Origin of the sequence: Mycolicibacterium austroafricanum, from assembly GCF_902705885.1 — a bacterium.
GTDB lineage: Bacteria > Actinomycetota > Actinomycetes > Mycobacteriales > Mycobacteriaceae > Mycobacterium > Mycobacterium vanbaalenii_A.
Window position 1 is genome coordinate 27,854 of the sequence record NZ_CACSIP010000042.1, and the last position, 26,080, is coordinate 53,933.

Annotated in this window: 25 protein-coding genes and 1 pseudogene; 10 read left to right on the forward strand and 16 right to left on the reverse strand. The window is 68.5% G+C overall.

Annotation, left to right across the window (positions count from 1 at the left end; genetic code table 11):
• Positions 1-80 precede the first annotated feature (80 nt).
• Positions 81-1,160 (forward strand): bifunctional (2E,6E)-farnesyl/geranyl diphosphate synthase, encoded by a 1,080-nt coding sequence (gene idsA2 / locus BEMPMBAN_RS24380; protein ID WP_159233838.1) that lies wholly within the window; start codon positions 81-83, stop codon positions 1,158-1,160.
• 4 nt (positions 1,161-1,164) lie between these two features.
• Entirely contained in the window at positions 1,165-2,793 is a 1,629-nt protein-coding gene (locus tag BEMPMBAN_RS24385) for an alpha-(1->6)-mannopyranosyltransferase A (RefSeq protein ID WP_159233839.1), read from the forward strand.
• Here BEMPMBAN_RS24385 and BEMPMBAN_RS24390 read toward each other — a convergent pair.
• On the reverse strand, positions 2,714-3,118 hold the full coding sequence (locus tag BEMPMBAN_RS24390; RefSeq protein ID WP_159233840.1) for an Rv2175c family DNA-binding protein: 405 nt from the start codon (positions 3,116-3,118) through the stop codon (positions 2,714-2,716). The genes BEMPMBAN_RS24385 and BEMPMBAN_RS24390 overlap by 80 nt on opposite strands.
• Before the next feature lie 69 nt (positions 3,119-3,187).
• On the opposite strand from BEMPMBAN_RS24390, the gene BEMPMBAN_RS24395 reads away from it, so the two are divergent.
• Complete coding sequence (locus BEMPMBAN_RS24395; RefSeq protein WP_159233841.1) at positions 3,188-4,405, forward strand: protein kinase domain-containing protein; 1,218 nt, start codon at positions 3,188-3,190, stop codon at positions 4,403-4,405.
• A 15-nt stretch (positions 4,406-4,420) separates the two neighbouring features.
• Here BEMPMBAN_RS24395 and BEMPMBAN_RS24400 read toward each other — a convergent pair whose 3' ends face one another.
• The 3 genes from BEMPMBAN_RS24400 to BEMPMBAN_RS24410 all read right to left on the reverse strand — a co-directional run bounded on the left by BEMPMBAN_RS24400 (position 4,421) and on the right by BEMPMBAN_RS24410 (position 7,257).
• Positions 4,421-5,821 carry a class II 3-deoxy-7-phosphoheptulonate synthase gene (locus BEMPMBAN_RS24400; protein WP_159233842.1) on the reverse strand — a complete coding sequence of 467 codons (1,401 nt, stop codon included), beginning with the start codon at positions 5,819-5,821 and terminating at the stop codon, positions 4,421-4,423.
• 63 nt (positions 5,822-5,884) lie between these two features.
• Complete coding sequence (locus BEMPMBAN_RS24405) at positions 5,885-6,364, reverse strand: polyadenylate-specific 3'-exoribonuclease AS (RefSeq protein WP_159233843.1); 480 nt, start codon at positions 6,362-6,364, stop codon at positions 5,885-5,887.
• Positions 6,365-6,366: 2 nt separating this feature from the next.
• On the reverse strand, positions 6,367-7,257 hold the full coding sequence (locus BEMPMBAN_RS24410; protein ID WP_159233844.1) for a hypothetical protein: 891 nt from the start codon (positions 7,255-7,257) through the stop codon (positions 6,367-6,369).
• An 81-nt stretch (positions 7,258-7,338) separates the two neighbouring features.
• On the opposite strand from BEMPMBAN_RS24410, the gene BEMPMBAN_RS24415 reads away from it, so the two are divergent.
• Entirely contained in the window at positions 7,339-8,619 is a 1,281-nt protein-coding gene (locus BEMPMBAN_RS24415; protein WP_159233845.1) for a glycosyltransferase 87 family protein, read from the forward strand.
• 36 nt (positions 8,620-8,655) lie between these two features.
• Here the strand turns inward: BEMPMBAN_RS24415 and BEMPMBAN_RS24420 are convergent, their stop codons facing one another.
• From BEMPMBAN_RS24420 to BEMPMBAN_RS24440, 5 genes are all read right to left on the reverse strand, one after another.
• Complete coding sequence (locus BEMPMBAN_RS24420) at positions 8,656-9,381, reverse strand: lysophospholipid acyltransferase family protein (protein ID WP_159233846.1); 726 nt, start codon at positions 9,379-9,381, stop codon at positions 8,656-8,658.
• A 109-nt stretch (positions 9,382-9,490) separates the two neighbouring features.
• Positions 9,491-9,868 (reverse strand): hypothetical protein, encoded by a 378-nt coding sequence (locus BEMPMBAN_RS24425; RefSeq protein ID WP_159233847.1) that lies wholly within the window; start codon positions 9,866-9,868, stop codon positions 9,491-9,493.
• A complete protein-coding gene (locus tag BEMPMBAN_RS24430; protein WP_159233871.1) occupies positions 9,865-11,151 on the reverse strand; it encodes an ArsA family ATPase in 1,287 nt (428 codons plus the stop codon). Before BEMPMBAN_RS24430 ends, BEMPMBAN_RS24425 begins: the two co-directional genes overlap by 4 nt.
• Positions 11,144-11,581 carry an SRPBCC family protein gene (locus tag BEMPMBAN_RS24435; protein WP_159233848.1) on the reverse strand — a complete coding sequence of 146 codons (438 nt, stop codon included), beginning with the start codon at positions 11,579-11,581 and terminating at the stop codon, positions 11,144-11,146. Before BEMPMBAN_RS24435 ends, BEMPMBAN_RS24430 begins: the two co-directional genes overlap by 8 nt.
• Positions 11,582-11,682: 101 nt before the next feature.
• Entirely contained in the window at positions 11,683-12,081 is a 399-nt protein-coding gene (locus tag BEMPMBAN_RS24440) for an SRPBCC family protein (RefSeq protein WP_159233849.1), read from the reverse strand.
• 108 nt (positions 12,082-12,189) lie between these two features.
• Here BEMPMBAN_RS24440 and BEMPMBAN_RS24445 point away from each other — a divergent pair, with 108 nt between their 5' ends.
• Positions 12,190-13,983: an AMP-dependent synthetase/ligase gene (locus BEMPMBAN_RS24445; protein WP_159233850.1), complete on the forward strand. Its 1,794-nt coding sequence runs from the start codon at positions 12,190-12,192 to the stop codon at positions 13,981-13,983.
• Here BEMPMBAN_RS24445 and BEMPMBAN_RS24450 read toward each other — a convergent pair.
• The 4 genes from BEMPMBAN_RS24450 to BEMPMBAN_RS24465 form a co-directional block, all read right to left on the reverse strand.
• Complete coding sequence (locus BEMPMBAN_RS24450) at positions 13,980-15,125, reverse strand: glycosyltransferase family 4 protein (RefSeq protein WP_159233851.1); 1,146 nt, start codon at positions 15,123-15,125, stop codon at positions 13,980-13,982. The two genes, BEMPMBAN_RS24445 and BEMPMBAN_RS24450, sit on opposite strands and share 4 nt — an antisense overlap.
• A 10-nt stretch (positions 15,126-15,135) precedes the next feature.
• Positions 15,136-15,999, reverse strand: coding sequence for a peptidase (locus BEMPMBAN_RS24455; RefSeq protein WP_159233852.1), 864 nt, complete (start codon positions 15,997-15,999; stop codon positions 15,136-15,138).
• Positions 15,968-17,107, reverse strand: coding sequence for a peptidoglycan hydrolase RipC (ripC, locus tag BEMPMBAN_RS24460; RefSeq protein ID WP_159233853.1), 1,140 nt, complete (start codon positions 17,105-17,107; stop codon positions 15,968-15,970). The genes BEMPMBAN_RS24455 and ripC overlap by 32 nt, the downstream gene beginning before the upstream one ends.
• A 152-nt stretch (positions 17,108-17,259) precedes the next feature.
• The gene (locus BEMPMBAN_RS24465) at positions 17,260-17,514 is read right to left on the reverse strand and encodes a hypothetical protein (RefSeq protein ID WP_159233854.1); all 255 of its coding nucleotides are present in this window, start codon (positions 17,512-17,514) and stop codon (positions 17,260-17,262) included.
• A 142-nt stretch (positions 17,515-17,656) separates the two neighbouring features.
• Between BEMPMBAN_RS24465 and BEMPMBAN_RS24470 the strand changes: the two are divergent.
• Positions 17,657-19,447 (forward strand): annotated as a pseudogene (locus BEMPMBAN_RS24470) (DEDD exonuclease domain-containing protein); the annotation flags it as partial.
• Here the strand turns inward: BEMPMBAN_RS24470 and trpD are convergent.
• Positions 19,385-20,479: an anthranilate phosphoribosyltransferase gene (gene trpD / locus BEMPMBAN_RS24475; RefSeq protein ID WP_159233856.1), complete on the reverse strand. Its 1,095-nt coding sequence runs from the start codon at positions 20,477-20,479 to the stop codon at positions 19,385-19,387. The pseudogene BEMPMBAN_RS24470 and the gene trpD overlap by 63 nt on opposite strands.
• 68 nt (positions 20,480-20,547) lie before the next feature.
• Between trpD and ctaE the strand changes: the two genes are divergently transcribed.
• The 4 genes from ctaE (at position 20,548) to qcrB (ending at position 24,924) form a co-directional block, all read left to right on the forward strand.
• On the forward strand, positions 20,548-21,159 hold the full coding sequence (ctaE, locus tag BEMPMBAN_RS24480) for an aa3-type cytochrome oxidase subunit III (RefSeq protein ID WP_159233857.1): 612 nt from the start codon (positions 20,548-20,550) through the stop codon (positions 21,157-21,159).
• 68 nt (positions 21,160-21,227) lie between these two features.
• Positions 21,228-22,064, forward strand: a complete 837-nt coding sequence (gene qcrC, locus BEMPMBAN_RS24485; protein ID WP_159233858.1) for a cytochrome bc1 complex diheme cytochrome c subunit — start codon at positions 21,228-21,230, stop codon at positions 22,062-22,064.
• The gene (gene qcrA / locus BEMPMBAN_RS24490) at positions 22,061-23,269 is read left to right on the forward strand and encodes a cytochrome bc1 complex Rieske iron-sulfur subunit (RefSeq protein WP_159233859.1); all 1,209 of its coding nucleotides are present in this window, start codon (positions 22,061-22,063) and stop codon (positions 23,267-23,269) included. Before qcrC ends, qcrA begins: the two co-directional genes overlap by 4 nt.
• Positions 23,266-24,924 (forward strand): cytochrome bc1 complex cytochrome b subunit, encoded by a 1,659-nt coding sequence (qcrB, locus tag BEMPMBAN_RS24495; protein ID WP_159233860.1) that lies wholly within the window; start codon positions 23,266-23,268, stop codon positions 24,922-24,924. The genes qcrA and qcrB overlap by 4 nt, the downstream gene beginning before the upstream one ends.
• A 67-nt stretch (positions 24,925-24,991) precedes the next feature.
• Here the strand turns inward: qcrB and BEMPMBAN_RS24500 are convergent, their stop codons facing one another.
• Complete coding sequence (locus BEMPMBAN_RS24500) at positions 24,992-25,654, reverse strand: DUF2561 family protein (RefSeq protein ID WP_159233861.1); 663 nt, start codon at positions 25,652-25,654, stop codon at positions 24,992-24,994.
• A gap of 16 nt (positions 25,655-25,670) precedes the next feature.
• Positions 25,671-26,080 (reverse strand): MmpS family transport accessory protein (locus BEMPMBAN_RS24505; RefSeq protein ID WP_234897678.1); only part of this gene is annotated, 410 nt, incomplete at its 5' end.

Sequence of the window (26,080 nt, forward strand, 5' to 3'; positions counted from 1 at the left end):
GAAGACACTCGGGGCCAGAGTGGGACGGACTTGCGACGACGACGATCTTGCGACGACATGGAAAGGGGCGCCCGCTGAGCGTGGATGCAGCGGCACCGTCGGCCGTCGAACTGGCCGCAGCCGTCACCGAACAACTACGGGGCTACCTTCGTGAGCGCCGCCGCGACGCCGCATACATCGGCGCCGACTATGCAGTGCTGACCGAGGCCGTCGAAGAGTTCGTCCTTCGCGGCGGCAAGCGCCTGCGCCCGGCTTTCGCCTATTGGGGCTGGCGGGCGGTGGCGGGCACCGAACCGGACCCCGGTGTGCTCCGCCTTTTCTCGGCACTGGAACTGTTGCATGCCTGCGCACTCGTGCACGACGACGTCATCGACGCCTCCGCCACCCGGCGCGGGCTGCCCACGGTGCACCGGATCTTCACCGAACGGCATCGCGGCAACAACTGGCTCGGCTCGCCGGAGCAGTTCGGTTTGTCGGCAGCGATCCTGCTCGGTGATCTGGCCCTGGTCTGGGCCGACGACATCGTCGCGACCGCCGAACTCGACGTGCCCGCCCACCGCCGGGTCCAACGGGTGTGGGCGGCGATCCGCACCGAGGTGCTCGGCGGGCAGTATCTCGACATCGTGGCCGAATCCAGCGGCGCGGAAACGGTGGCCTCGGCGCTGACCGTGAACATCTACAAGACGGCCTCGTACACGATCTCCCGGCCGCTGCAGCTCGGCGCCGCGGCTGCCGCGGACTGCCCGGAGATCCTCGAGGCTTTCCACGAGGTGGGCACCAGCCTGGGCGTGGCGTTCCAGCTACGCGACGATGTGCTCGGCGTGTTCGGCGACCCCGCCGTGACCGGCAAGCCCTCGGGGGACGATCTGCGCTCCGGCAAGCGCACCGTGTTGTTGGCCGAGGCGATCGAGCTCGCCGAGAAGCGCGACCCGATTGCCGCCAAGCTGCTTCGCACGTCGGTGGGCACCGAGCTGTCGGACACCCAGGTCAAGGAGGTCTGCCTGGCGATCGAGTCGGTGGGCGCGCTCGCCGCGGTCGAGGACAGGATCACCACGTTGACCCGCCGCGCGCTGGAGATCCTCAACGCCGCACCGATCGACGCCGGCGCCAAGTCCGGACTGGCCGAACTCGCCAGATTGGCCGCGAACCGGACCGCATAGGAGCATGACGACGCCCGCGCCGGCCCAGACCCCGAGACCCGGTCTGTCAGCGACCTTCTCGCAGATCTTCTCGCAGCTCGCACGCCTCGGAGAGTTCACCCGGTCCCCCGACGCCCGGCCCGCTCTGGTCGGGGCGCTCGGCGCCGCGCTGATCACGGCCGGTGGGCTCGGCGCGGGGAGCACCCGGCTGCACGATCCGGTGCTGGAGTCGATGCATCTGTCGTGGTTGCGGTTCGGGCACGGGCTTGTGCTGTCCTCGGCGCTGCTGTGGGTGGGTGTGGCGCTGATGCTGATGGCCTGGCTGTGGCTGGGCCGTCGGGTGATCGACCGCACCGCCAGCGAGTACACGATGGTCGTCACCACCGGATTCTGGCTGGCCCCGCTGCTGCTCAGCGTTCCGGTGTTCAGTCGCGACACCTACTCCTACCTGGCCCAGGGCGCGCTGCTGCGCGACGGCTTCGACCCGTATCTCGTCGGGCCGATCGACAACCCGAACTCGCTGCTGGACAACGTGAGTCCGATCTGGACCACAACCACCGCGCCGTACGGACCGGCGTTCATCCTGGTCGCGAAGTTCGTCACCATGGTGGTCGGTGACGACGTCGTCGCCGGGACGATGCTGTTGCGGTTGTGCATGCTGCCGGGTCTGGCACTGCTGATCTGGGCGGCCCCCAAGGTGGCCCGCCACGTGGGCGCCAGCGGGGCGGCGGCGCTGTGGATCTGCGTGCTGAACCCGCTGGTGATCGTCCACCTGATGGGCGGCGTGCACAACGAGATGCTGATGGTCGGGTTGATGATGGCGGGCATCGCGCTGTCGTTTCGCGGTCACCACGTGTCGGGCGTCGGCCTGATCGCGGTGGCTGTCGCGGTGAAAGCCACGGCGGGGCTGGCACTCCCGTTCATGGTGTGGGTGTGGGCACGCGGCCTTCGTGATCGCCGCGGCCTGGGTCCGGCGAAGGCGTTCGCCGCGGCCACAGCTGGGTCGCTGGTGATCTTCGTCGCGGTGTTCGCAGTCCTGTCGCTGGTGGCCGGCGTCGGGCTGGGCTGGCTGACCGCACTCGCCGGGTCGGTCAAGATCATCAACTGGCTGACGGTGCCCACCGCGACGGCGAACCTGATCAACGCGTTCTTCGGGCTGTTCCTGCCGGTGAACTTCTACGCGGTTCTCGAGACCACCCGCATCATCGGGATCGCGGTGATCGCGGTCTCGGCGCCGCTGCTGTGGTGGCGGTTCCGGCGCACCGACCGGGACGCGCTGATGGGGATCGCGCTGCTGATGGCCGTGGTGGTGCTGTTCGTGCCCGCCGCGCTGCCGTGGTATTACACCTGGCCGCTGGCGGTGGCTGCTGCGCTGGCGCAGTCCCGGCAGGCGATCGCCCTCATCGCCGGGCTGTCGACGTGGATCACCGTGATCTGGAAGCCCGACGGCGCCCACGGGATGTACTCGTGGGCCCATGTGCTGCTGGCCACCGCGTGCGCGGCCGGTGCGTGGTACTGGCTTCGCCAGGACCGGCGAGCCGAGCCGGTCAGTTCCACCACGACCGGCGAGCCGGTCAGTACGCCATCGCCTGCGCGCGACGAACCACCTCACGCGCCTGATGCGAGTGCAACGCATCCACCGGGCGGGCGTTGACCTGTGACTCGGTGGACCCGTCTCGGGTGATCGTCAGCGACGGGTCCGGCGTGAACAACCACCGCACGATCTCGGTGTCGCCGAATCCCCCGTCGTGCAGCACGACCAGTAACCCGGACAGACTCTTGACCACCTGCCCGGATTCGTCGAAGAAGATCTTGGGCACGACGACGGTCTTCGCGCGGCGGACCGCGATCAGATGTCGCTCTCGGAGATGCTGATGCACCTTGGTCACCGCTACGCCCAGCAGATCCGCCACGGTGGACAGGTCGTAGACGGGCTCGTCGGGGTCCAGGATGTCATCGGCAGTCGGAATGCTGCTCACCGCACTGAGTCTAGGTCCACCCGGCGTCCGGCCGGCGGATGGCGGGCCGCCGGGGATCCGGCTCGTAACATGTGTCCGGTGGAGACCTATCAGCCCGCCGACCCGCTCACCGGGTCCGTGCTGGACGGTAGGTACCGGGTGGACACGCTGATCGCGACCGGAGGCATGTCCGGGGTGTACCGCGGGCTGGATCTTCGGCTGGACCGTCCGGTGGCGATCAAGATCATGGACACCCGCTATGCCGGCGACGAGCATTTCCTGACCCGCTTCCAGCGCGAAGCCCGGGCAGTCGCCCGACTGAAGAACCCCGGTCTGGTGGCGGTTCACGACCAGGGCATCGACGGTCGGCACCCCTTCCTGGTGATGGAGCTGATCGAGGGCGGCACGCTGCGGGAGCTTCTCCGGGAGCGCGGTCCGATGCCCCCGCACGCCGTCACCGCCGTGCTGCGGCCGGTGCTCGGCGGGCTGGCCGCAGCGCACCGCGCCGGTCTGGTGCATCGCGACATCAAGCCGGAGAACATCCTGATCAGCGACGACGGCGAGGTCAAGATCGCCGACTTCGGGCTGGTCCGGGCCGTCGCCGAGGCCAAGATCACCTCCAACAGCGTCATCCTGGGCACGGCCGCGTATCTGTCGCCCGAGCAGGTGAGCACCGGTGACACCGATTCCCGGGGCGATGTCTACGCCGTCGGCGTCCTGATCTACGAACTGCTGACCGGCGCCACCCCGTTCACCGGAGACACCACGCTGGCGGTCGCCTACCAGCGACTCGACCACGACGTTCCGCCGCCCAGCACTGCAATCGGGGGCGTGCCGCGGCAATTCGACGAGCTGGTCCACACCGCCACCGCGCGCGACCCGGCGGAACGATACGCCGACGCCGGCGAGATGCTCGACGAGCTCGACACCGCCGCCCGGGTGCTCGGCCTGCCCCAGTTCCGGGTGCCCGCCCCGCGGAACTCCGCGCTGCACGCCTCCGCGATCGTTCCGGCGGCTGACCCCGGCCCCACCGACGGCCTGGACAAGCATCCCGGCCCCCCGTCGGGGCACCGGCATACCAGGGTGTTCACCCGCGACGAGCTTCCTGCGGTCGACTATGACCAGGACGACGACGAATACCAGCCCTTCACGGGGCGATTCGCCGGGATCGAGCTGTCAGAGTTCCACTGGGCGCGGCAGCGCGCCAAGCGGGTGCTGTTCTTCTGGGTCGTCGCGATCATCACCCTGGCCGGCCTGACCGCCGCCGGAGCCTGGGCACTGGGCAGCAACCTCAGCGCGCTGCTCTGAACCGCTCCGCGACGATCAGTCCCGCAACATCTCCGCGACCAGGAACGCCAACTCCAGCGACTGCTGGGTGTTCAGCCGCGGATCGCAGGCCGTCTCGTAGCGACCGGCGAGGTCGGTGTCGGAGATGTCCTGTGCGCCACCGAGACACTCGGTGACGTTCTCGCCGGTGATCTCGACGTGGATGCCGCCGGGATGGGTGCCCAGCGAGTGATGCACCTCGAAGAAACCCTGAACCTCGTCGACGATGCGGTCGAAGTGACGTGTCTTGTAGCCGGTCGACGACTCGTGGGTGTTGCCGTGCATCGGATCGCACTGCCAGATGACCTGATGCCCGGAGGCCTGCACCTTCTCGATGATCGCCGGCAGCACGTCGCGCACCTTGCCGTTGCCCATCCGGCTGACCAGGGTCAGCCGGCCGGGTTCGTTGTTCGGATCGAGCCGCTCGACGTACTCCACCGCCAACTCGGGCGACGTGGACGGGCCGATCTTCACGCCGATGGGGTTGGCGATCACCTCGGCGAACGCGACATGGGCGCCGTCGAGTTGCCGGGTGCGTTCACCGATCCACACGTAGTGCGCCGACAGGTCGTAGAGCTTGGGACTGGGATTTTCTGCGTCCGCATCGGGAACATCCATCCTCAACATCGCGCGCTCGTAGTCCAGCACCAGTGCCTCGTGGCTGGCGTAGATCTCGGCGGTCTGCAGGTTGCGGTCGTCCACGCCGCAGGCGCCCATGAAGCGCAGTCCGCGGTCGATCTCACCGGCCAGCGCCTCGTAACGCGCCCCGGCGGGCGAGGTCCTGACGAATTCGCGGTTCCAGTCGTGGACCTTCTGCAGCGACGCCATCCCCGACGAGGTCAGCGCCCGCACCAGGTTCATCGCCGCGCTGGCGTTGGCGTAAGCCCGCACCAGCCGCGAGGCGTCGTGCTCACGCACGGCGGCGTCGGGGGCGAACCCGTTGATCATGTCCCCCCGGTAGGAGCGCAGGCCCAGCGCGTCGATGTCGGCCGAACGCGGTTTGGCGTACTGCCCGGCGATCCGCGCTACCTTCACCACCGGTGTGCTCGCCCCGTACGTCAGCACCACCGCCATCTGCAGCAACGTGCGGATGTTGGCTCGGATGTGCGGTTCGGTGTTGTCGACGAACGTCTCGGCGCAGTCACCGCCCTGCAGCAGGAACGCCTTTCCCCGCGCGACGTCGGCGAGGTGGGATTTGAGCCGCTCGATCTCGGACGGCACGGTGACCGGTGGGACGCTCTCCAGCACCGTGCGCATCGCCTTTGCCTGGTCCGCAGGCCAACTCGGCTGCTGCAGGGCCGGCCTGGCGAGCGCCGCGTCCAGCCGTTGCCGCAGGTCCTCGGGCAGCGGCGGAAGGTCCGGCAGCTGGTCGATGGGTACGTCGACGGTCCAATTCACCCGTCCATCGTAACCGCGGCTCAAAACCGCTTTTCACGCCTGGGCAGCCGTCTGCGGTCAAGCTCAGCCGCCGGTGATCAACTGGTACCGGTACAGGTTGTGTTTGGCGTCGACGAGCGCATCGTGAGCGTCGCGCGGGCGCGGCGGCATCCGCGGGCAGCCGTGCTCCTCCCAGAACTGCCGCAACTCACGGGTGAAGCGCGGGATCGCGGGCGGCAGATCCGTCATCGGTCCCCACAGCTGGCACAGCACCACGTGGTCGTAGGCGCCGACCCACGCCCACAGCTCGATCGGCTCGTCGCCGTCGATCCCCAGGAAGTCCTCGAGCTCGGCGCGGATCTGCCGGCGCGAACGCCACAGCGGAGACGCCGGCGAGGGCAGCTTGGGAAGTACGTGTTTGCGTACCCAGCTGCCGGCCCGCTCGGGATCGAATTCGGTTGAGATCGCATAGTATTCGCGCCCGTCCTCGGCCGCCACGCCGATCGAGATCAACTCGATGGTGTAGCCGTTGTCGATGAACTCGGTGTCGTAGAAGTACCGCACAGTTATGTGACTTCCTCACTGACGGGGCCGCGATCGAGGGGGGCGGGCGCTGCGTGGATCTCGCGGTCGAGTTGTTCGTCAACCTTGGCATCGTCGGGGAATTTCGGCATCCCCGCAATCGCGTCCTGCAACCACAGCTTGGCCTGGACGACAGGCCGGCGCAGCCACCGCTCGCGCTCCAGCGCCCGGTGCATCTTGCGCGGGCGATTGGTGTAACGCCACCGCGCCCATGGCGCATGCGGCCGGGACAACCGGATCGCACCGACGACCAACAGCGGGGTGATGAACATGCCCACCAGACCGGTCCAGACCTTGCCCTTGAGCAACACGATCACCGCGAGGCCCAGCGTCAGGAGCGCCACCACGACCACGATGGTCCGCGCGACCACGGACTGATCGCTGCGCCAGATGTCGATGTCGAAGAACGACAGCGGGCTGAACCCCAGGATCAGCAGCCCGGCGACCGCGACGGCGACGAACACCGCATCAACCGAGGTCCGCCCGTCCTCCGCCCAGTACACATCGGACAGATGCAGGATCAACGCGAACTCGTCGAGCACCAGCGCAGCGCCGATACCGAAAAGGATGGACGCGGCCGTGAACTCGGGCACTCCCCCGTCGACGGCCAGCGTCACCATGGCCACCCCGGAGATCATGACCAGGACCACACCGATCACCACGTGATGGATATGCAGGCCACCGCCGCCGGAGATGTTGCGGGGTTGCCACCACTTGCGGGGGGTGTCGCTGTCCGCCTGGCTGCGGATGTACCGCACGATCGTGCGGGTCACAAAGAACGTCAGGATGAACGCCACCAGGCAGCAGACCAGCGGCAACCGCGACGGCGGGATGTCGGTCGAGAATCCGAGGTCGAGGTCCAGGGTCGGGCGCACTCAGAGAACTTACGCCGACCTGCGCGTGTCCATGCCGGGATACCCGCAGACGCGCCGGTGGGCAGCGATAGTCTCTGCGCAATGAGTACGTGGCGGTCGCCGGGAGCGGCCGGTTGGGGGCCAACGCTGGCATGGCGGCTGTTTCAGCTGATGACCGCCGCGGCGTTGCTGTGGGCGGGTTGGCGGCTGCTCGGGCAGACCCCCTACCGCATCGACATCGACGTCTACCGCATGGGTGGACAGGCTTGGCTCGACGGGCAGCGCCTCTACGCCGACGAAACCGAGTTCTACACCCAGAGCGGCGTTGACCTGCCCTTCACCTATCCGCCGCTGGCGGCCGTGCTGTTCGCCCCTTTCGCATTGTTGTCGCTGGGCGGTGCCAGCGCGGCCATCACCGTGACCACGCTGCTCCTGCTGCTGGTGTCGACGGTGATCCTGCTGACGCGGCTGGAGGTGTGGTCGACGACCCGGATCACCGGTGAGCCGGCGTGGGTCCGGCGGTGCTGGCTGGCTGCGGCCGTCGTGGCGCCCGCAGTGATCTATCTCGAGCCGATCCGGTCGAACTTCGACTTCGGCCAGATCAACGTGGTGCTGATGACGTTGGTGATCGCCGACTGCGTCCCGCGCAGAACCCCATGGCCGCGGGGCATGCTGCTCGGTCTCGCGATCGCGCTGAAGCTGACGCCGGCGGTGTTCCTGCTGTACTTCCTGCTGCGCCGCGACACCCGCGCGCTGTTGATCACCGCGGCATCGGCGGCGGTCGCGACGCTGGCCGGGTTCGCGTTCGCGTGGCGCGACTCCTGGGAGTACTGGACCCAGACGGTCGGCAACACCGGCCGCATCGGCCCCGCGACGCTGAACACCAACCAGAACATCGCGGGCGCATTGGCCCGGCTGGGCCTCGGGGAAGGCGAAAGATTCCTGCTGTGGACGATCGCGTGCTTCGCGGTGCTCGGCCTGACCGTGTGGGCCGCCCGCCGGGCCCTGCGCGCCGGACAGCCGGTGCTGGCACTGATCTGCGTGGCGATGTTCGGTCTGATGGTCTCGCCGGTGTCATGGTCACACCACTGGGTGTGGGCGCTACCGACGGTGCTGGTGTCAGCTGTGCTGGCGGTGCGCCTGCGTCATGTCGCGCTGGGTGTGGTGTCAGCGCTGGGAGTGGCGCTGATGGTGTGGACGCCGATCACGCTGCTGCCGGTGCACCGTGAGACCGCGGCGCCCCTGTGGCGCCAGCTGGCGGGGGGTTCGTATCTGTGGTGGGCGCTCGCGGTGATCGTGGTCGCCGGAACCGTCTCCACCCGTGCCGCTGTCAAGAGCGCCTCGTCGGTCGATGCCGCGCCGGTCGCCGCCCGCAAGCCCTGACCTGCCGGCTCAGCCGGCTCCAGCTGAACTGCCGGCTCAGCCGGCGGCTGCCTCGGGGAGCCGTGTCGGCGGCTTCACAGCTCCCTCAGCTTTTCCCTCTTTGATGTCGGCGGCGTAGAGGTCGACGTACTCCTGGCCCGACAGCTGCATCAGCTCGTACATCACCTCGTCGATGACGGCCCGTTCGATGAACCGGTTACCGGCGAGGCCCTCGAAGCGACTGAAGTCCATCGGCTCGCCGAACTTGACATGCACCCGGCCGAACCGCCACATCTTGCTGCCGGGCGGGTTCACGGTGTCGGTTCCGATCATCGCGACCGGGATCACCGGGACCTGGGTCTCCAGCGCAAGCCGGGCCAACCCGGTCTTGCCCTTGTAGAGCCGTCCGTCCGGAGACCGGGTGCCCTCCGGGTACATGCCCAGCACCTTGCCCTGCTCGAGAATGCGCTCCGCGGTGGTCAGCGCGTCCTGGGCGGCGTCGGCACCGGCACGGTCGATGGGAACCTGGCCCGCCGCGGTGTAGAACCACCGGGTGAACCAACCTTTCACGCCGGTGCCGGTGAAGTACTCGGCCTTGGCCAGATAGGTGATCCGGCGGCGCACCACCAGGCACTTGTAGAAGCTGTCGGCCACCGCCAGGTGATTACTCGCCAGGATCACCGCTCCGGACTGCGGGACATGCTCGAGCCCTTCGACTTTCGGGCGACCCAGCAACGACAGCAGCGGCCCCATGAAGATGAACTTGAACAGCCAATACCACATGGAACCTCCGCATCACCCGACCGCAGGGCCGGTCGGGTTGGCCGACCGCCGGCACGGTGCTCTGGCACAACCTTACCCACGGGTCTGTGCGCCCGACCACATGTGCGCCTCACTCCTCCACAATCACCGTGATGCGCTGATAGTGACCGGGCTCCACCGGCCCGGCCGGGTCGGGCGGCGGCTGACCATCCGGCGGGGGGCCGTCGGGATCCGGGGGTGTCGCCGCACCATCGAGGTTCTCGACCATCGCCTTGACCACTGTCAGCAGTGCGACGCTGTGCTCGGCGAGCACATTGAGCAGTGGGTGCTGCTCGCCGGAGATCAGCGCGGCAAGCGCGCACACCGGGCACCACACCTGGTCGCACTTGCCGGGACCGCCTGCCTGTGCCCTGGCTGCGGCCAGGCGCACCGCGGGATCAAGGCGATCGAGGATCGACTGCGCGAGTTGCCGCAGTTCGGGCCCGATTTCGGAGTGAGAGCCACTCAAGCCGGCCACACCTCCGGGTTCGGTCGAAATCGCACCGTCAACTCGGTGCCACGCAGCGCGGCATCGGTGACGATGCATCGCCGCAGCACCGACGCCAGCCGCACCCGGCGCCGCATCCCACCGACGCCGATGATCAGGTCGTCCCCGACCCTACCCAACGACAGCGCAGAGGAGTCCACCTGCGGTAGCTGCAACCGCAGCCGGTAGACGGCGTCCAGACCACTGCCGGACTCACGGTCGACGATCGGCCGCAGCGGACCCGGTGGCGGTGCACCGTCCCGGCGTCGTGCGCAGTCCAGCAGCTCGCCGAGCGCCTTCGCGCCGATCGGCTCGCCTGCCAGATGCGGCACCAGGACCAACGCGACGTCTCCGATGACGCGGTCGAGTTCTCCGAGCACCACCCGCTGCTCGGAGATGCGCTCGGCGTACCAGTCGAAAGCCGGATGCTCGGGGAGGTTGTGGTACTCGAACGAATCGTCCTCGACAAGAAGCTGGTTGACGATCAGCTCGGCCACCTGCACGCCCATCAGGGCCAGCGAGCCCAATGTGCGGACCGCCTCGGCGGCGACCACCCGTTCGGCCGTCATCACCAGGTGAGCGCTGACCCTCGCTGAGTCGGTGAGCATGGTGCCGAGCTGCTCGGTGCCCACGCTGATCCGCTCGAGCAGGCCCACCACAGCCGCGGTGCGCGCGTCGTCAGCGCCGGACAACCGGCGGTGCCTGGGCCAAGCGCGCTCAAGATACAGCGCGAATGTCGCGGGCAGCGTCAGCATCCGCATCGCATCGGCGGTCGAGGCACAGTCGACGACGACGAGGTCCCACTGCCCGGAGTCGGCGAGTTCGCCGACCTCGTGCAGACCGAGCACCTCCTGCACGCCCGGAAACGCGGAAAGCTCTTCTGGCGCAATATCGCCGACGTCGGAGTCCGGGAACCTCTCGGAGAGCAGTCCGGCGATCTCCCGCCACCGCGCGGCCAGCAGCGCCAGGGTGTCGAGGGCGAGCGCGTCCAGCGATCCACCGCCCGATTCTGCGGTGTCCAGTTCGGCGAGCACCCGAGTGGGCTCGCGCCTGCCGGTGGGGATGATGGTGGTGCCCAACACGTCACCGGTCGAATGCGCCTGGTCGGTGGACACGATCAGCACCCGCATCCCGGCGCGCGCCGCGCGCACTGCCGTGGCGGTCGCCAGCGTCGACTTCCCCACGCCGCCCTTGCCGACGAACAGACTGATCCGGGCGCTGCCGGCTGTTCGCTCCGCGTCGACGGCGTGCCTGTCCTCAGTCAGCCTCGACTCGTTTCTTGAGGTCTTTCAACGCGGTTTCCGTCAGGCGTCGTTCAGCCTTCCTTTTCAGCAGGCCGATCATCGGGATCATCAGATCGACCGCCAGCTCGTAGGTGACATCGGTGCCAGATCCCTTGGGCGCCAGCCGATATGCACCTTCCAGAGACTTCAGCAAGTTGCTCGAGACCAGCGACCATGTCACGGACTCCCGGTCGGCCGGCCACTGGTAGGCCAGGACCATGGTGTCCTTGAGCACCGCGGCATCCAGGACCAGCCGGGCCACCTTCGGGTAACCGGCCTCGTCCGCCTCGAGAACCTCGGCCTCCTTGTACTCGGCGACCCAGTCCGGGTAGGAGCCGATGTCGGCGATGACATCCATCACCGTCGAAAGGTCGGCATCGATGAAAATGGTCTGCGCCGTCTTGTCCGCCACTGAATCATTCCCCGCTCGGTCTGGTCGCTGGCCAAAAATCTACCCTCCCGTCCCGGGGATGGCCCCCGTACTCACGATTGGGGCACGACCCGGGAGCGGCATCAGGCCAGCCGGGACACCCCGACCGGGCGTCCGGCCTCCAATCGGTGTTTCACCTCGAAGGCCATGTTCTTGCCGGCGACGCGGCGCCGGTGGTTCATCTTGGCGAGGTTCATCTTCGCCAGTTGCCACGCCGCAGCCCCCGACGGCTCGGCATGCAGGAAATAGTGCAGCACCACACCATCGGGGCCGTCACGCGTCTCTTCCAGCCAGATCTCCATCGTGCCCGTCAGCGCCCCGGTCACCGTCCATCGCTGTCCGACCTCACCCCGGTCCTCGACAACCGTCAGGCGCAGGTCGGGCCACCACCGGGACCAGCTCGCCGGGTCGGCGACGGCCTCGCCGACCTCGGCCGGGTCGGCCGCGATGAAGGTCTCATCGGCGATCTGGATGCTGTTCATGACAGACAAGCTTCACACATCGCGGACGTCGCCCGGTCCCGGCCGACTAGGCTGGACAAGGCAACACCTTTTGTCGAGCCGCCTGAGAATCACGAGAGGGCCTCCACCGTGCGCGAGTTCAGCGTCCCCGCATCATTCACCGTCGGCGAGCACGACAACATCGTCAGCTCCGTCTACACCCACGAGCGCGACGATCCCGACCACGTGATCTTCCAGCGCCTCGTCGACGGCACCTGGGTCGACGTGACCTGCCGTCAGGCGGCTGATCAGATCCGTTCTGTGGCAAACGGTTTGATTGCCCACGGGGTCCAGCCCGGCGATCGCGTCGCGATCCTGTCCGCGACCCGCTACGAATGGCCGATAATGGACTTCGCCATCTTGTCGATCGGCGCGGTGACCGTGCCGATCTACGAGACCAGCTCGACCGAGCAGGTGCAGTTCGTCCTGGCCGACTCCGGCGCCGTCGCGGCCTTCGCCGAGACCGACGCGCATGTCGGTCGGATCGACCAGCTGCGAGACCAGTTGCCGCAGCTGCGCCAGGTGTACTGCATCGACGGTGCGGGTCTCGACGAGTTGGCCGACGCCGGCCGCGACGTCGAAGCCACTGCGGTCGACGAGCGCCTCGCCGCGATCCGCTCCGCCGACCCCGCGACCCTGATCTACACCTCGGGCACGACCGGGCGCCCCAAGGGCTGTCAGCTGACGCACTCCAACCTGCTCTACGAGATCCGCGGCGCCAAGGCGTGCTTCCCGGATCACCTGGCCAAGGGCGAGAAACTGCTGGTGTTCCTGCCGCTGGCCCACGTGCTGGCCCGCGCACTGACGGTCGCCGCCTTCTCCGGCGGGGTAACGCTCGGCTTCACCAGCGACATCAAGAACCTGGTGCCGATGCTGGCGGTGTTCAAGCCGACGCTCGTGGTGTCGGTACCGCGGGTGTTCGAGAAGGTCTACAACACCGCCGAGCAGAACGCCGAAAGCGACGGAAAGGGCAAGATCTTCGAGATCGCGGCCGACACCGCGATCGAATGGAGCGAGGCCCAGGACAGCGGTGGCGCGGGCCTGCTGCTCAAGCTCAAGCACGCGCTCTTCGACAAGCTCGTCTACGGCAAGCTGCGTGCCGCCCTCGGAGGCAACTGCCACGCCGCGATCTCCGGAGGCGCACCGCTGGGCGCCCGGTTGGGTCACTTCTACCGCGGTGTCGGGCTGTCCATCTACGAGGGCTACGGGCTCACCGAGACCAGCGCGGCGATCACCGTGAACCGGGTCGGCGAGCTGAAGGTCGGCTCCGTCGGCAAGCTGCTGCCCGGAAACAGCATGAAGTTGGGCGACGACGGTGAGCTGCTGGTCAAGGGTGGCGTGGTGTTCGGCGGCTACTGGGGCAACGAGGAGGAGACGAAGGCGGTGTTCTCCTCGGACTGGTTCCACACCGGCGACCTCGGCACGATCGACGACGACGGGTTCCTGACGATCGTCGGTCGCAAGAAGGAGATCATCGTGACCGCCGGCGGCAAGAACGTCGCTCCGGCGTTGCTCGAGGACCGGCTCCGCGCGCACCCGCTGATCAGTCAGGCGATGTGCGTCGGGGATGCGAAGCCGTTCATCGCATCGCTGATCACCATCGACCCCGAGGCGTTCCCCGGCTGGAAGGAACGCCATGGCAAGGCCGCGGACGCCTCGGTGTCCGACCTGACCACCGATCCGGACCTGTGCTCGGAGATCGAGTTGGCGGTCAAGGAGGCCAACCAGGCCGTGTCGAAGGCTGAGCAGATCCGCAAGTTCCGCATTCTGCCGGTCGACTTCACCGAGGACACCGGCGAGCTGACACCCACCCTGAAGGTCAAGCGCAAGGTCGTCGCCGAGAAGTTCGCGGCCGACATCGAGGCGCTCTACGCGAAGGGCTAGAGCAGCCGGGCCAGCCGCTGCGCCTGGGTGCGCCACTGCCAGTTGTCGACGACCCAGCGGCGGCCCGCCGCGCCCATCTCCGCGGCGTGCCGCGGCGCCGCGAGCAGATCGATGACGGCAGCGGCGATCGCGCCGACATCCCAGCCGTCCACAACGGTGCCGGTCTGGCCGTCGATCACGGTCTCCGGCGCGCCGCCGGACCTGCCGGCCACCACGGGCACGCCGGATGCCGACGCCTCCAGGTAGACGATGCCCAGCCCTTCGACGTCCAGCCCGGCCCCGCGGGTTCGACAGGGCATCGCGAAGACGTCGGCCATGGCGTGATGGGCGGGCAACTCGTCCCCGGGCACGCTGCCGGTGAACACCACGTGCTCGGCGACCCCGAAGCTGTGCGCGAGGCGGGTCAGCGTGGTCCGGTACGGGCCCCCGCCGACGATCACCAGCGCCGTGCCCGGCACCCGCTCCCGGATCGCCGGCAGCGCCCGGATCAGCATGTCCTGCCCCTTGCGCGGCACCAGCCGCGACAGACACACCACGACCGGGCGCCCGCCGAGTCGGTAGCGGGCCCGCATCTCGGCCCGCGCCACCTCGTCGGGGACGAAGCGGTCGACGTCCACACCGGGCGGGACGTGCTCCAGCGCCGCCGCGGGCCCGAACGCCGCGGCGAACCGTCCCCGGGTGTAGGAGCTGATGTAGGTCACCACGTCGGTGTCGTTCCCGATGCGCCGCAGCGCCTGTCTAGCCAGCGGCAACATCGACCAGCCGACCTCGTGCCCGTGGGTGCTCGCGATGACCCGGGTGGCCCCCGCGGCCCGCGCGAACGGGCTCAGCAGCGCCAACGGCGCTGCGGCGCCGAACCACACGGTGTCGACGTCCCGCTCGACGATGAGGCGGCGCATCCGCAGCACCACCGTCGGTTCGGGCACCATCAGGGTCCCCGGGTGACGCACGACGTCGTAACCGGCCTCTGCAGCGGCCGTGTCGTAGTCGCTCGCGCCCTTCCACTTCGGCGCGTAGACGGTCAGCGAGTGCCCCCCTGAAGCCCCGGAACCGGTGAGATGGGTGACCAGAGCCTCGAGGTAGGACTGGATCCCGCCGCGGCGAGGCGGGAAGTCGTTGGTGACCAGCAGCACCCGGCTCATCGCAGCCCCGTCAACTGTCGCGCCATTGCCGCCAGCCGCGCAGCACCGCGGACAGCTCGGCTCCGAGTGCCTCCCGCACCGCGGTGGCGATGTCGGCATGGCCGGGTCCGCAGGCCTCGACGTAGAGCGTGCGCAGCCTGTCGGCACCATAGGTGTCGGCAACGTAGGAGGCGAACGACCAGGCCCGGTCGTATGCCGCCGAACGGGCCGGACCCGCGGTAGCGAGCTCGGCATCGGTGGGCAGCTCCGGCACCACCGGCGGCGGCACCGCGGCCGCGGGCCTGCCGACGAAGTCGGCGACGCCCTCGGTGAGCCAAACAGGCGCGTCTGCCGCCGTCTCGGACCGCGCTGCGTAGTGGAAAAGCTCGTGGCGCAGCACGATCCGGAGGTCGGCATCGGTCATCGCGGCGGCGGCCGGAGAGAACATGATCCGGTCGACGGTTGTCGTCGCAGCGACATCGGTGCCACCGCCGGCAAGGGTTGCGAACTGTTGCGGTGAACCGGCGACGACGATGTCGAGTTCCCTGGGCCAGTTCTCGCCCCAGAATGCGGTGACGGCGGCCGTGGCACCGGGCAGCTGCGCACCGATGCGGTCCAGCAGCGCCGCGCCACCGGGGGCACCAAGGTCGATCAGCTGGGTGATCCGGCCGTCCGGCGTGGTCACTGTGCGAGCCGCAGCGCTCGGCGCGACAGCCGATGGTGACGGGTTCGCTGCGACAGACGGCGCGGCGTCGGCAGGCCCGGCGGGTACGGTCTGGGACCCTCCCACCAGCAACACCGCGCAGATCAGCTCGGCGCCGAGAACCGCGCCCAACCGGCGGCGGTCTGCCGCGCGGGCCGTGTCAGTAACGCCGGACGTTGTGGATCGGCGCATTGTGCACCGGGGCGACTCGCACCGGTGTGCCGTAGGTCGAGGCGTGCACCATCATTCCGTCGCCGATGTAGATGCCGACATGTGAAGCGTCGGAGTAGTAGGTGACGAGGTCACCGGGCTGCATCTGATCCGACGACACCGGCTGTCCGCCCCGGGCCAGTGCCTGGCTGGAGTGCGGCAGCGAGATACCCGCCTGCTGGAAGGACCACATCACCAGACCGGAGCAGTCGAATGCGCCCGGACCCGAGCCGCCCCACGAATACGGAGAGCCGACTCGGCTCAACGCGGCCTGGATGACCGTGCCGGAGTGCGGAGCGCCGGGAGGTGCGATGTCGCCCGGGGGGATCGCGCCCGGGACGTCGGGCAGGGGCTGGGGAGCGGGCGGCGCGGCCAGGACGGCCGGATCCTCGCCAGGCGGCACCGCTGCCGGTGGCGCGGGAGGTGGCGGCGGCATCGCGGCGAGCGTCTCCCGCTGAACCGGGGTCAGCGACTCGTACTGCGCCTTGACCACCGCGATCTGCACCTGCAGCTGGCTCTGCTTGGACTGCAGGTCCGCGCGCACGGCCGCGGCCTGCTCGGCTGCGGTCTTGGCCTCGGCGGCCGAGGCGGCCGACGCCTGCTCGGCCAGCTGTGTCTGCCGGCCCAGCTCGCGATGGCGCGCCATCTGGGACTGCATCTCATGGGCCATCACCCGCTGAACGGACAACTGCTCGATCAGACCCTGCGGCGAAGAGGCGGTCAGCATGGCGTCGAAACCGGAGGTGCGACCGCCCATGTACTGGGCGGCGGCCAGCGTGTTCACCGCGTTCTGGAACGCCGCGAGCTCGGCCCTGGCGGATTCGACGGCCGCGATGTCGCTGGCGTGCTTGGCTTCCGCAGCCTGCTGGACCTCGAGTTTGTTGTCCAGATCGAACTGCGCCGAGTGCATGGCCTCGGTGGTCTGCTCAGCCTGCCGGGACAGTTCGGTCAGCTTTGCCAGCGCGTCGTCAGCGGGGTCAGCCTGTGCCTGTCCGATCATCACCGAGAGGAGAACGGTAAGCCCGGCTATCGCACCGATGACGGGTCGCCAAGAACGACGGGTGCTGCTGTGCGCGCGAACGAGCCTCAAGATTTACGTCCTTCAACTGCCGTACGGAGCCGCCTCGAACTAACTGTTAGGTCTCGGATAGGTTACGAAACGGCATCGGCCTTGTCCATCAGGAGACGCAAATTTAACAGGCGGGACTGTGATGGGCACAACGCCCGCGAGGGCGCGTGTCATCAGGCAACTCCGGTGCCCTTCTCCCGGTGAATCGGGACGAGCCGCAATCTCGGGGCCAGCCCCACGTCAGCCAGAACCTCCAGCGCCCGACGCTCGTCCACCAGCAAAGTTTCGGGCACGCCGAGCAACACGCTGACGACACAGTCCTGACAGCCGGAACCGCGCACCGCGCAGTCATCGCAGTCGATCGTCACCGTCCCGGTGTCGCTGTCCGGGCCGGATCCATCACCCGGCGGCCGCTGTTCCTGTGCCATCGCACCCGTCCTCTCGATCGGAGTCTTCCGCACGGTATAGAGCGGTACCGACAAGTCCGCGCCGCAGCGATCGCGAAGCCGACATGCGATGGAACCGCGGAGGTTGTCGGTGAATGTCGGTGCCGGCGCTTACCTTCGGCGCATGGGTCAGCTGAGCTTTGCGGACGTCGATCCGCTCGCCGACCCGACGCTGAGAGAAACCACCTTCGTGGTCGTCGATCTCGAGACCACCGGTGGCCGGCCCACCGGCGACCGGGCCGACGCGATCACCGAGATCGGCGCGGTGAAGGTCCGCGGTGGTGAGGTCCTGGGTGAGTTCGCCACCCTGGTCGACCCGGGTCGGGCCATCCCGCCCCAGATCGTCGCGTTGACCGGGATCACGTCGGCGATGGTCTACGACGCACCGACGATCGACCACGTGCTTCCGTCGTTTCTCGAGTTCTGCCGGGGCGCGGTGCTGGTCGCCCACAACGCCGGGTTCGACATCGGGTTCCTGCGCGCTGCGGCCGAACGCGGTCGTTTTCCGTGGCCCAAGCCGCCGGTGCTGTGCACCGTGCGGTTGGCCCGGCGGGTGCTCACCCGTGACGAGGCGCCCAGCGTGCGCTTGGGCGCGCTCGCCGCGCTGTTCGGCGCCTCGACCACACCCAACCACCGCGCACTCGAAGACGCCCGGGCCACCGTCGACGTCCTGCACGGGCTGATCGAACGCGTCGGCAACCAGGGTGTGCACACCTACGCCGAGCTGCGGTCGTATCTGCCGGATGTCACCCCGGCCCAGCGCAGCAAGCGCCACCTCGCCCACGCCCTGCCGAGAACTCCCGGCGTGTACCTGTTCCGGGGGCCCTCGGCCGAGGTGCTCTATGTGGGCACCGCGGTCGACCTGCGGCGGCGGGTGTCGCAGTACTTCAACGGTGCCGACCCGAGAACCCGAATCAAGGAGATGGCGTCGCTGGCCACGGCGGTCGACCACGTCGAGTGCGCACACGAGCTGGAGGCCGGCGTCCGGGAACTTCGACTGCTGGCCGCCCACGCGCCCCCGTACAACCGTCGGTCCAAGTTCCCCCAGCGCTGGTGGTGGGTGCAGCTGACAGACGAAGCCTTCCCCCGGTTCTCGGCGGTTCGTACGCCCCGCTGCGGCAGCGCCGTCGGGCCTTTCCGGTCTCGCGCCGACGCCTTGGAGGCTGCGGCGCTGATGGCCCGGTTCACCGGGGTGCGGGATTGCACGAACCGGTTGGGCCGGTCGGCACTGCACGGCCCGTCCTGCCCCGAACGCGAGGTCTCACCTTGCCCGGCCGCCCGCGGCGTCGGCGCCGAGGAGTACGCGGCCGCGCCCCGGGCTGCGCTCGCATTGATCGACGGCCACGACACCGGTCCACTGGAGGCGGCGCTCTCTCACATCGCCGACCTGGCCGGGCGCAACCGTTACGAGACGGCCGCCCGGCTGCGCGACCACGTCGCCGCCACGATCGACGTGCTGTGGCGCGGCCAACGGCTACGAGCGCTGGCATCCGTTCCGGAGCTGGTGGCGGCCAAGCCCGACGGGGCCCGCGGCTGGCACCTCGCGGTGATCCGGCACGGCCAACTGGCCGCCGCCGGCGTGGCCCCCAGGGGCGTGCCGCCGATGCCGGTGGTGGACGCGCTGTGCGCCGCAGCGCAGTCCGTGCTGCCCGGTGCGGGCCCACTGGGCGGTGCGCTGGTCGAGGAGACGGCGCTGATCACCCGCTGGTTGGCCCAGCCCGGCGTCCGGATCGTGCGCACCGAGGCGGGCTACTGCTCGCCGGTCGGTGCGGCCGGGCGCTGGGCCCACTGGTCGGCTACGGCCCGCTCGGCCCGTCTGGCCGCTGAACAGACCACCGCACAGCTCGCCGACTCACAACTGTTGGGTGAATCGCGCCCAACGCGCGAGCAGTTGTTCGGCCGCCCCGGAGTCGATCGCCTCAGCGGCCCTGGCCAGGCCGGACTCCCACGCCGGAACCCACTTGGCGTCGCTGGATAGCCCGGCGTGCGCGACCAAGGCACCCGCGGCGTTGAGCACGACCGCGTCGCGCACCGGCCCTCTCGCTCCGCCCAGCACCGCCCTGGCCTCGGCCGCATTCGCTTCGGCGTCGCCGCCGACCAGGGCGGAGATCTCCGCTCGCTCGAACCCGAACGCGGCCGGGTCGAACGTCAACCTCTCGACAGTGCCGGCCTGCACCCGCCAGATTGTGCTGGTCGTCGTCGTAGTCAGTTCGTCGAGACCGTCGTCGCCGTGCACCACCAGAACACTCGATCCGCGGGTGGCGAACACGCCGGCCATCACCTCGGCCAGGTCACCCCACGCGCACCCGATCAGCCCGGCCCTGGGGCCGGCCGGGTTCGTCAGCGGGCCGAGAAGGTTGAACACCGTCGGGACGCCGATCTCACGCCGCACCACCCCGGCGTGCTTGTAGGAAGGGTGGAACTGCGGTGCGAACGCGAACCCGATGCCCACCTCGGCCACGCTGCGGGCGACCTCGTCGGGTCCCAGATCGATCCGGACCCCGAGCGCCTCGAGCGTGTCGGCGCCCCCCGACAGCGACGACGCTGCCCGGTTGCCGTGCTTGACCACCGGCACACCCGCCGCGGCCACCACGATGGCCGCCATCGTGGACAGGTTCACGGTGTTGGCGCCGTCACCGCCGGTACCCACCACGTCCACCGTCGCCGTGCCGATGGTGTCCGTCGGCACCCGCCGAGCGTGTTTGAGCATGATCTCGGCCAGTTCGGTGACCTCGGCCGACGTCGGACGCTTCATCTTCATCGACACGCCGAACGCGGCGATCTGGGCGGGGGTGGCGCTGCCCGTCATGATCTGGTCCATCGCCCAGGCCGCCTGACCGGGTGCAAGCGACTGACCTGTGGTCAATCTGCCGAGGATCAGCGGCCATGTCGGAGTGACACCCGCCGGGTTGTGCGAGGACGGGAGGTTGGGCGCAGAAGAAGTCACCGAAAGATTATGACGAATTGCTGCACCCGGGTGGAGTTCGACAACTACAAAGCGTCATACTTGCTTCTGTGACGAGCGCTGTAGGGACCTCGGGAACGGCCATCACATCTCGGGTGCATTCGCTGAACCGGCCGAACATGGTGAGTGTCGGCACGATCGTGTGGCTTTCCAGTGAGCTGATGTTCTTTGCCGGCCTGTTCGCGATGTATTTCACCGCGCGCGCCCAGGCCGGTGGTGACTGGCCGCCGGAGCCCACCGAGTTGAACCTCGCGCTCGCAGTGCCGGTGACGCTGGTGCTGATCGCGTCGTCGTTCACCTGCCAGATGGGCGTCTTCGCCGCCGAACGCGGTGACGTCTTCGGCCTGCGCCGGTGGTACACCCTCACCTTCGCGATGGGCCTGTTCTTCGTGCTCGGTCAGGGCTATGAATACCTGCACCTGGTCGAGACCGGCACCACCATCGCCGGCAGTGCCTACGGCACCGTCTTCTACCTGGCCACCGGTTTCCACGGCCTGCACGTCATCGGCGGCCTCATCGCTTTCGTGCTGCTGCTGGTCCGCACCCGGTTGAGCAAGTTCACCCCCGCACAGGCCACTGCCGCGATCGTCGTGTCCTACTACTGGCACTTCGTCGACATCGTGTGGATCGCCCTGTTCGCCGTCATCTACTTCGTGCGATGAGTCGCATGACGGCAGGCGCCTCCCCAGAGCAACCGATCTCTCAGACCCAGCCGATGAGAAGGGGTTCGATGACCACCAAGGCCCGCGGAGCCGGGCAGCCGGCGACAATCAGGCGTCGCCGGCTACGCCGGCGCCTCTCAGCAGCAGTGCTGCTGCTGACCGGACTGACCGTCGCCGGTGGCCTGGCGGCGACCCTCACACCGTCACCGCAGGTGGCCGTCGCCGACGAGTCGGCCTCGGCGCTGCTGCGCACCGGGCAGGAGCTCTACGACACGTCGTGCGTCACCTGCCACGGCGTCAACCTGCAGGGTGTCGCCGACCGCGGCCCCAGCCTCATCGGTGTCGGCGAAGCCGCCGTCTACTTCCAGGTGTCGACCGGCCGGATGCCGGCGATGCGGGGCGAGGCGCAGGCACCGCAGAAGCCGCCGCACTTCGACGAGGCCCAGACCGACGCGCTCGGCGCCTACATCCAGGCCAACGGGGGCGGCCCGGTGGTTCCCCGGGACGAGGACGGCAGCGTCGCCTCGCAGTCCCTGATCGGAAACGACGTCGCCCGTGGCGGTGACCTGTTCCGCCTGAACTGCGCCTCCTGCCACAACTTCACCGGGAAGGGCGGCGCGCTGTCGTCGGGCAAGTACGCGCCGGATCTCGGTAACGCGACCGAGGCGCAGATCTACACCGCGATGCTCACCGGTCCACAGAACATGCCCAAGTTCTCCGACCGGCAGCTGACACCGGATGCCAAGCGCGACATCGTGGCCTACGTCCGCGAGGCGTCCGCGACCCCGACCCCCGGCGGTCTCGGGCTGGGCGGTTTCGGCCCCACCTCGGAGGGCATGGTCGCGTGGATCGTCGGAATGGTGGCCATCATCGCGGCCGCCCTCTGGATCGGAGCACGGGCATGAGTGAGGACCGCGACGACCTCAAGGGAACCGACACACCCGGTCAGACCGGTGTGCCGGGCCAGCCCACCGACGCCGAACTCGCCGAGATGTCCCAGCAGCAGTTGCTGGAACTCGGCGGGAAACTCGACGGTGTAGAGATCGTCCACCGGGAAGACCGGTGGCCGGTACCCGGCACCAAAGCCGAGAAGCGCGCCGAACGAACGGTGGCGTACTGGCTGCTGCTGGCCGGCTTCTCCGGGCTGGCGTTGCTGCTGGTGTTCCTGTTCTGGCCCTGGGAGTACCAGCCCTACGGGTCGGAAGGCGAGTTCCTGTACACGCTGGCGACCCCGCTCTACGGGCTCACTTTCGGGCTGTCGATCTTGGCCATCGGTGTCGGCGCGGTGCTCTTCCAGAAGAAGTTCATCCCGGAGGAGATCTCCATCCAGGAGCGCCACGACGGCAGCTCCCCCGAGTTGCACCGCAAGACCGTCGCGGCCAACCTGGGCAACGCGCTGGACACCTCAACGCTCAAGCGCCGCAAGATGATCGGGCTCAGCCTCGGCATCGGGTTCGGCGCCTTCGGGGTGGGCACGCTGGTGGCGTTCGTCGGTGGTCTGATCAAGAACCCGTGGAAGCCGGTGGTGCCGACAGCCGACGGGATGAAGGCCGTGCTGTGGACGTCGGGATGGACCCCGCGGTTCGAGCGCGAGACCATCTTCCTGGCGCGGGCCACCGGCAATCCCGGCGAGTCACCGTTCGTCAAGATGCGACCGGAGGACATCGACGCCGGCGGCATGGAAACGGTGTTCCCGTGGCGCGAGTCCGACGGTGACGGCACCACGGTCGAGTCCGAGCATCACCTGTTCGAGATCTCGATGGGGGTGCGCAACCCCGTCATGCTGATCCGCATCCGGCCCAGCGACATGAAGCGGGTGGTCAAGCGTCAGGGCCAGGAGAGCTTCAACTTCGGTGAGCTGTTCGCCTACACGAAGGTGTGCTCACACCTGGGCTGTCCGTCCTCGCTCTACGAGCAGCAGACCTACCGCATCCTCTGCCCCTGCCACCAGTCGCAGTTCGACGCGCTGCATTTTGCCAAGCCCATCTTCGGTCCGGCGGCCCGCGCCCTGGCGCAGCTGCCGATTACCATCGACCAGGACGGCTATTTGGTCGCCAACGGCGACTTCATCGAACCCGTCGGACCGGCATTCTGGGAGCGCACGTCATGAGCCCACGACCGAACATGGCCGAGATCGCCGCCAAACAAGGCGATGCGATCGATTCGCGATATCACCCGTCGGCCGCGGTGCGCCGGCAGCTGAACAAGGTGTTCCCCACCCACTGGTCGTTCCTGCTGGGTGAGATCGCGCTGTACAGCTTCATCGTGCTGCTCCTCACCGGGGTCTGGCTGACGTTGTTCTTCGACCCGTCGATGGCGCACGTCACCTACGACGGGGTGTACCAGCCGTTGCGCGGCGTACAGATGTCGCGCGCCTACGAGACCGCACTGGAGATCAGCTTCGAGATCCGCGGTGGACTGTTCGTTCGTCAGGTCCACCACTGGGCCGCTTTGCTGTTCGCGGCGTCGATCATGGTGCACCTGGCCCGCATCTTCTTCACCGGCGCATTCCGCCGTCCGCGCGAAGCCAACTGGGTGATCGGCTCGCTGCTGCTGATCCTGGCGATGTTCGAGGGCTTCTTCGGCTACTCGCTGCCCGACGACCTGCTCTCCGGCACCGGGCTGCGGGCCGCGTTCTCGGGCATCACGATGGGCATACCGGTGGTCGGCACCTGGATGCACTGGGCACTGTTCGGCGGTGACTTCCCCGGCGAGATCATCATCCCGAGGTTGTACGCGCTGCACATCCTGCTCATCCCCGGCATCATCCTGGCCCTCATCGGCGTGCACCTGGCGCTGGTGTGGTTCCAGAAGCACACCCAGTTCCCCGGACCCGGCCGCACCGAAACCAACGTCGTCGGCGTCCGAGTCATGCCGGTGTTCGCGGTGAAGTCCGGTGCGTTCTTCGCCGTCACCGTCGGCATCCTGGGCCTGATGGGCGGTCTGCTGCAGATCAACCCGATCTGGACGATCGGCCCGTACAAGCCGTCCCAGATCTCGGCGGGCAGCCAGCCGGACTTCTACATGATGTGGACCGACGGTCTGATCCGGTTGTGGCCGGCCTGGGAGTTCTACTTCTGGGGTCACACCATTCCGCAGGGCGTGTGGGTCGCGGTAGGGATGGGTGTGATCTTCGCACTGCTGATCGCCTACCCCTTCCTGGAGAAGAAGTTCTCCGGCGACGATGCGCACCACAACCTGTTGCAGCGCCCCCGGGATGCCCCGACGCGGACTGCGGTGGGCGCAGCGGCGATCTCGTTCTACATCCTGCTGACGTTCGCGTGCATGAACGACATCATTGCGCTGAAGTTCCACATCTCTCTCAACGCGACCACCTGGATCGGGCGCATCGCCATGGTGGTGCTGCCGGCGATCGTCTACTTCGTCACCTACCGCTGGGCGGTGGCGTTGCAGCGCAGCGACCGTGCGGTCCTCGAGCACGGGATCGAGACCGGCATCATCAAGCGGCTCCCCCACGGTGCTTATGTGGAACTGCATCAGCCGCTGGGACCCGTGGACGAACACGGCCACCCGATTCCACTGGAGTACCAGGGCGCGGCGCTGCCCAAGCGGATGAACAAGCTCGGCTCCGCAGGTGCCCCGGGCACCGGCAGCTTCCTCTACGGGGATCCGCTCTCCGAGCACGAGGCGCTCACCGAGGCCGCGCACAGCTCGGAGCGGCGGGCACTGACCGCGTTGCGGGAACACCAGGATCGCAACGGGCATTCCAACGGCTCGTCCAACGGTTCCAACGGGCACCACTGACAGGCACATCGGAAGAAAACACCGGATCCGCGACGCGGATCCGGTGTTTTTTTTGCTGTCAGACGAATCAGTCGAGGAGCGCGCGCAGTTCACGCAGAAAATGCCACGGGATGGCCAGCATCGCCAGCGTGACCGCCCCGGCGACGCCGTAGACGACCCAGGCAACGGTGTCGGTGTCGACGGCCATCAGGTAGGTCGACACCGCGGTCAGCAGCGTCGCGACGCCCATCGCGCACACGAGGGCCGCCGTGCACCGCAGCCACACCCGGTCGACGTCCGGGGCGGTGGCGGCGGCCGAACCGAGGACTCCCGGCAACGCGCGACTGGGTTCGACGGTGGCCGGCGCGCGGAACTTCTCGGTCGGCGCCTCGGCGCGTCGTAACGGGGTCTGCGGCGGCGGCGCGTCAGGCTCGGGCCGCGGGTCGGGCGTGGAATCCTCACCGGCGGTACGGCGCGCCCGCAGCAGCAGCGGCACCGCCGCGACGATCACCACGGCGGAGATCCCGATCACGGTGTAGAGCACCCACGGGGTACCCGAGTCGGCGCCGGACGTGGTGGCGCCGCGGGATAGGTCCACCAGGGCGACCGTCGCGGCCACCCCGGCCCCCAGTGCTCCCAACCAGGCCGCCGCGGCGCAGCCGAGCAGGATTCGGTCGACTCGGTCCAGTGCCGAGAGATCAAGCGCGGGACCCGGTCCCGAGCGGTCAGCGGTGTCGGCGAGGTATGTCATCAGTGGTGTGGTCTGCCTAACAACTGGTCTGTGCAGCGTTGTTGGTGTTCGACGACAGCACTTCGCCGTCGCTCGTGGTGATCGAGCAGTTGAGCCTGCTGACCAGGAAGAGGCTGGACGCCTGCACGGAACCGACCTCGGACTGCGAGATCGGGGTGACGGTCAGCGACCAGGGAATGTAGACGTTGCGCTGGGTGCGGCTGCGACCGGACGCGTCGATGTAGGTGACGGAGATGATGTCACCCGGCGCCTTGGTTCCGGTGACGGAGTAGGTCACCTGCCGTGGACCGGCGCGCGTGGTCGTCGTCGGTGGNGGTGGCGGCGGCTCCTCGGTGACCGGTGGCGGAGGCGGTGGCTCGGCGACCGGTGGAGGTGGTGGTGGCGGCTCCTCGGTGACTGTGATGGTCTCCGGGGGCGGTGNTGGCG